At 68.9% G+C, this 4,668-nt stretch carries 6 protein-coding genes, 2 pseudogenes and 1 riboswitch (2 of these 9 only partly in view); of the genes and pseudogenes, 4 read left to right on the top strand and 4 right to left on the bottom strand.

The annotated features are described in order from the left end of the window. A pseudogene (locus tag ACFE99_RS02500) lies at nt 1–938 on the bottom strand (helicase-associated domain-containing protein); it reaches 1,358 nt to the left of the window's first position. A 68-nt stretch (nt 939–1,006) separates the two neighbouring features. Between ACFE99_RS02500 and ACFE99_RS02495 the strand changes: the two are divergent. From ACFE99_RS02495 to ACFE99_RS02480, 4 genes are all read left to right on the top strand, one after another. Beyond that, nucleotides 1,007–1,207, top strand: coding sequence for a hypothetical protein (locus ACFE99_RS02495; RefSeq protein WP_375482101.1), 201 nt, complete (start codon nt 1,007–1,009; stop codon nt 1,205–1,207). Nucleotides 1,208–1,282: 75 nt separating this feature from the next. Continuing rightward, nucleotides 1,283–1,708 (top strand): cyclic pyranopterin monophosphate synthase MoaC, encoded by a 426-nt coding sequence (gene moaC / locus ACFE99_RS02490; RefSeq protein ID WP_375482158.1) that lies wholly within the window; start codon nt 1,283–1,285, stop codon nt 1,706–1,708. Continuing rightward, nucleotides 1,708–2,190, top strand: coding sequence for a molybdenum cofactor biosynthesis protein B (locus tag ACFE99_RS02485; RefSeq protein WP_375482099.1), 483 nt, complete (start codon nt 1,708–1,710; stop codon nt 2,188–2,190). Before moaC ends, ACFE99_RS02485 begins: the two co-directional genes overlap by 1 nt. Beyond that, complete coding sequence (locus tag ACFE99_RS02480; RefSeq protein WP_375482097.1) at nt 2,190–2,615, top strand: molybdenum cofactor biosynthesis protein MoaE; 426 nt, start codon at nt 2,190–2,192, stop codon at nt 2,613–2,615. Before ACFE99_RS02485 ends, ACFE99_RS02480 begins: the two co-directional genes overlap by 1 nt. A gap of 3 nt (nt 2,616–2,618) precedes the next feature. On the opposite strand, the gene ACFE99_RS02475 is transcribed toward ACFE99_RS02480, so the two are convergent. The 3 genes and pseudogenes from ACFE99_RS02475 to moaA form a co-directional block, all read right to left on the bottom strand. After that, the gene (locus tag ACFE99_RS02475; RefSeq protein WP_375482095.1) at nt 2,619–3,731 is read right to left on the bottom strand and encodes a transglycosylase family protein; all 1,113 of its coding nucleotides are present in this window, start codon (nt 3,729–3,731) and stop codon (nt 2,619–2,621) included. A gap of 8 nt (nt 3,732–3,739) precedes the next feature. Then, a riboswitch (cyclic di-AMP (ydaO/yuaA leader) is annotated at nt 3,740–3,954 on the bottom strand. Nucleotides 3,955–4,164: 210 nt separating this feature from the next. After that, nucleotides 4,165–4,449, bottom strand: a complete 285-nt coding sequence (locus tag ACFE99_RS02470) for a MoaD/ThiS family protein (protein WP_375482093.1) — start codon at nt 4,447–4,449, stop codon at nt 4,165–4,167. Then, nucleotides 4,442–4,668, bottom strand: a pseudogene (gene moaA, locus ACFE99_RS02465) (GTP 3',8-cyclase MoaA) (it continues 864 nt past the right edge of the window). The gene ACFE99_RS02470 and the pseudogene moaA overlap by 8 nt, the downstream one beginning before the upstream one ends.

Here is a 4,668-nt window from a genome sequence, read left to right as displayed (position 1 = left end):
GGAGTGGGCATGCCACTAGCGATCAGCCCGGCCGCCGCCGCCACTTCCAGGATCAGGCCCAGCCGGGCGTCTTCGATGCCGGTCACCTTTGCAAGCCGCTTGACTTCGCGGACCCCGAGGCCGCCGCTGCGCAGTTCGGGAACCGGTGCGGCGGCCAAGGTCTCGAGCAGCACGTCGAGCTCGCGCAGCAGGTCCATGACCGCTCCGGCCGCGGCGGCGTCGACGTCGGCTTGGGTGGTGGTGGTGACCACGGGATCGGGCGCGCGCAATTGCGTCGGTCCCGGGTCTTCGCCGCGCAACAGGTACCCGACCTGCCGCGGCAGGATCACCGTCTCGGCGTCGATGCGCCGCAGCAGTCCCTTGGCCAATAGCCGCGGCACCGGACGATCCGCAGGGGCGCCGGGCGCAGCGTCGCGGGTGCGACCCATCGGGGAGCCTTCCAGCAGCTTCTCCAGCACGATGAGCTCGGCGTCGTCGAGGCCGTCGATGAGTTCGGTGAGCTGCTCGCCGGTGCGGGTTTCGTCCTCCAGGGTCACTTGGCCGGGGAACCAGGGCAGCCCGCTCCCGGCATCAGCGGCTACCCGCACTTCCGTGTCGCCCCAGACCAAGGCACGCTCTTTGAGGTCCTCCAACGCCGCCACCACGTCGGCTTCGGGCGCACGCTCGCCGAGCAGCGCGAGCAGCTTGGCGACCGGCACCGGCTCGGCGTCGGCATGCAGGACCAGCAGCGCGTCGATCAGCGCCAGCCGCAGGAAGTCGAGCCCGTCGGTGGCGGCCTTGATCGATTGACGGGCCTGGGCCCGCGCGGCCAGCGCGGCGATGCTGCCGGGTGGCGGTTGTGCGAGGTCTGGCCGCAGCTCCAGTAGACGGATCATCCGCTCGTCGGGCAGATCGGCCAGCCAGGACCCCAGGGGGACGTCCGGGGTGTGTCGGGTCATTGCTGACCAGCGTAAAGCAGTAGTGGGCTGGCGGCCCTTGCGCCGAGGAGACCTGTCAGAATGGACCCGTGGCAGACACCGCTGAGAACAAGGCGCAGAAGAGTCGGTATGTCGATAATGGCTGGCCGACGACGAATCCCGACGACCACGCGGTCAGCGAACTGCGGACCGACCGCACGGGCGCGTTGTCACCGTACGGCGACGTGGTGTTCCCGCTGCCTGCCGACGATCTGCCCTACGTCCACCCGGTCACGGTCGTCAACCGATAGTCGGAGACCCACGTGACGGCAGCACCATCTGGCGGGGGCCGACTTTCGCACCTGGACGAGCGGGGAGCAGCCCACATGGTCGACGTCACCGAAAAGGGAGCGACCAAGCGCACCGCTGTCGCCGCTGGCGCGTTGCGCACCTCACCCGACGTGGTGACCTTGATCTCTTCCGGCGGCTTGCCGAAGGGCGACGCGCTGGCCACCGCCCGGGTGGCGGGCATCCTGGCCGCCAAGCACACCAGCGACCTGATTCCGTTGTGCCATCAGCTCGCGCTCACCGGTGTCGACGTCGATTTCACCGTCGGTGAGTCGGACATCGAGATCACCGCGACGGTGCGCAGCACCGACCGCACCGGGGTCGAGATGGAGGCGTTGACCGCGGTTAGTGTTGCTGCTCTGACTCTCTACGACATGATCAAAGCGGTGGACCCGGCTGCCCGTATCGACGACATCCGCGTGCTTCGAAAAGACGGCGGCCGCAGCGGTACCTGGGTGCGGTGATGGCCGACCGATCCGCGCGAGTCATTATCGCTTCCACCCGCGCATCTGCCGGCGTGTACGACGATCGGTGCGGGCCAATTATTGCCGAATGGCTTGGGGAGCATGGCTTTTCGACTGTACAGCCGCAAGTGGTTGCCGACGGCCACCCGGTGGGTCAGGCGCTGCGCGACGCCGTCGCCGAGGGTGTCGACCTGATCATCACGTCAGGCGGCACCGGTATCTCGCCGAGCGATGACACCCCGGCTCAGACCGCGGCGGTGCTCGACTACGAGGTTCCCGGGCTGGCCGATGCGATCCGCCGTTCGGGCCTGCCCAAGGTGCCGACGTCGGTGCTGTCTCGGGGGCTATGCGGCGTGGCCGGCCGGACGTTGATCGTCAATCTTCCCGGCTCGCCCGGCGGGGTGCGCGACGGGCTCGGGGTCCTCGCCGATGTGCTCGACCACGCGCTGGACCAACTCGCCGGCAAAGACCATTCGCGCTGATGACCTTGGTATTGCGCGCCGAGCTCACCGAAGAGCCGATCCTGCTGGCCGAACACGAAGAATTGGTGAGCCATCAGGCTGCGGGCGCGGTGGTCGGCTTTGTCGGCATGATCCGCGACCACGACGGCGGACGCCAGGTAGTGCGGCTGGAGTACTCCGCGCACCCGTCGGCCAGTCAGGTGTTGGCCGACGTACTGAGCGAGATCGCCGAGCAGTCACGCGGGGTGCGGGCGATCGCTGCCAGCCATCGGATCGGCGCACTGCAGATCGGTGAGGCGGCTTTGGTCGCCGCGGTCGCCGCCGACCATCGCCGCGCAGCATTCGAGACCTGCGGCCACCTCGTCGACACCGTCAAGGCGCGGTTACCGGTATGGAAGCACCAGTTCTTCGCCGACGGCACCGATGAATGGGTGGGTTCGGCCTGAGCGTTACTGGGCGGCGGGCTGTTGGGCCAGCGCCGCTAGCGCGCCGTTGCCGTTGACGCCCTGGGCCTGAATGGCTTGCCACAGGTCCTTCAGGAAGCCGGGATCCATGTTCTGCGGCGCCGTCGCCGGCAGCCCGCCCGTGTTGGGCATATTCGCCGGGTCGAGCATGGGAGCGAGTTGCGGTGGCAGCTGAAGGTCGTGCGCCGCCGAGCCGGCAGCGGCCGGATCAATCGGCAGCCCCGGTGCGGGGTCGCTCGGCGCAGGGGCGGCCCAGTAGGAGACCGCTTGAGCCTGGTGAACCTCCGGCACGTCCTGGTCGACCGCGGCCGGCTCGACAGGCGGGCCAGGTTCCTCGGCTGGCGCCTCTTCCCTCACAGGCTCGACCGGTGGAGCAGGCTCCTCGACCGGCGCCTCGACGGAGGCCGACTCAACCGGCGGAGCAGGTTCCTCGGCCGGCGCGTCGACCGCGGCGGGCTCAACGGGAGGTGCCGGCTCGGAAACCGGCGCCGCTTCGGCAACCGCCGCGGGTTCGTCAACCGGTGCCGAGGCATCGAATGCGGCGGGCTCAGCCGCCGGAGCGGGGTGGTCGTCGGTGGCCAACTCGACCGGCGGAGCGGGTGCATCGGGCGGTGCGGGGTCGGCCGGAGGCGCCGCTTCGGGCGCCGGAGCATCCAAGGCCGCGGGCTCGCCGGTCACAGCCGGGTCGTCGGCTGGCTGGTTCAACGGCGCGCTGGTGACGACGGTGCGCGGCGTGGGGCTCGACAACGGCCCACCACACACCGGCCAGGCTCCGCGGCCCTGCGTCGCCAGCACCCGCTCGGCTACGGCTATCTGCTGCTCCCGGGTGGCCATGTGCGCTGACGGGGCGTACTGGCCGCCACCGTGAGCCGCCCAAGTGCCTGGCGTGAATTGCAGGCCACCCTGGTAGCCATTGCCGGTGTTGATCGACCTGTTGCCGCCGGATTCACAACGCGCGACGCGATCCCATTCGCCGTCGGTCGCCGCGGACGCATGGGCCGCTAAAGCCATGCTGCCGCCACCAATGACGGCTCCGGTAACGGCGATTTTGGCAACGCTGACATTCGATGTCGTGGGCTTACGGTGCCGTCCGCTCATACGTCGGTAATTCCTCCCTGTAGGCGCCCACGAGGTCAGCTGTCGGGTTCGGGCTGGAGAGGTTGCCCGGCCATCGTCGTCATCCGCGGGGAAACGACGTGGCTTCACCCCAAGGAACCGCGAACGGCTCCAATCGGTCCGGGCGGACCGGTGGGTCCCCCGCCTCCATCCATCGTGTTGTCGACGTCCCCGCCTACTGGATGGAGCTCGGCGCTATAGGCGGGGAGGGCCCGCCACCCGGTAGTGCCTCGGCAAGCCCGCGGAAGACGGTATCGGGTCACGCCGGTTCCGTCATGTTTTCGTTTGAGCGGCGTTTCGCTCGCGGCGGTTCAGGAAAACGCCAGGAAAGCGGATCGTTAACGCAGGTCGCGTGGCGCGAGACCAGTCCGTATCCGCGTCGTGACCCAATCGTTATGTGAGTGAAATCACAGGTTTAGCCGCCCGCGAAAGGGGGCAGCACGTCGATCGTCTCGCCGGAGTGAAGGGCTGTGTGCACGTCTCGGACGGCGATCCCGTCGCACAGGTAAGAACACCGGCTCAGCACCTTCGCCAGGCGCGAGTTTCTGGCGGCTAAGCCGTCGACCAGCTCTGCCACGGTGATGCCCGGCCGCACGCAAACCGTTTCCGACTCGGCACCAGCGGCCGCCCGCGCCGCCGCGAAGTAGCGGACGGTAACCCGGACGTCGCCGGGCTCGTCGTAGACCACCGGTTCAGCCACCGATCGCGCTCATCGGTCGCTTGGGCTGGATGAAATGCGGGTCGTTGATGCCATGCCCGGCTGGCTTTCCCCACATCGCGGCACGCCAGGCCGCTTCGATCGCGTCGTCGTCAGCGCCAACACGCAGCAGGGCCCGAAGGTCGATCTCCTCGGTGGCGAACAGGCAACTGCGGATCTGGCCGTCCGCGGTCAACCGGGTGCGGTCACACGCCGAGCAGA

Source organism: uncultured Mycobacterium sp. (assembly GCF_964249325.1).
GTDB lineage: Bacteria > Actinomycetota > Actinomycetes > Mycobacteriales > Mycobacteriaceae > Mycobacterium.
The sequence above is the reverse complement of the archived record's forward strand: the minus strand, read 5'-3'. Positions and strand labels throughout refer to the sequence as shown.

Bases quoted from the DNA above. Each gene is read 5' to 3' on its own strand.
- moaC (WP_375482158.1), top strand. From the start codon at position 1,283: ATGGTCGACGTCACCGAAAAGGGAGCGACCAAGCGCACCGCTGTCGCC.
- ACFE99_RS02485 (WP_375482099.1), top strand. From the start codon at position 1,708: ATGGCCGACCGATCCGCGCGAGTCATTATCGCTTCCACCCGCGCATCT.
- ACFE99_RS02480 (WP_375482097.1), top strand. From the start codon at position 2,190: ATGACCTTGGTATTGCGCGCCGAGCTCACCGAAGAGCCGATCCTGCTG.
- ACFE99_RS02475 (WP_375482095.1), bottom strand. From the start codon at position 3,731: ATGAGCGGACGGCACCGTAAGCCCACGACATCGAATGTCAGCGTTGCC.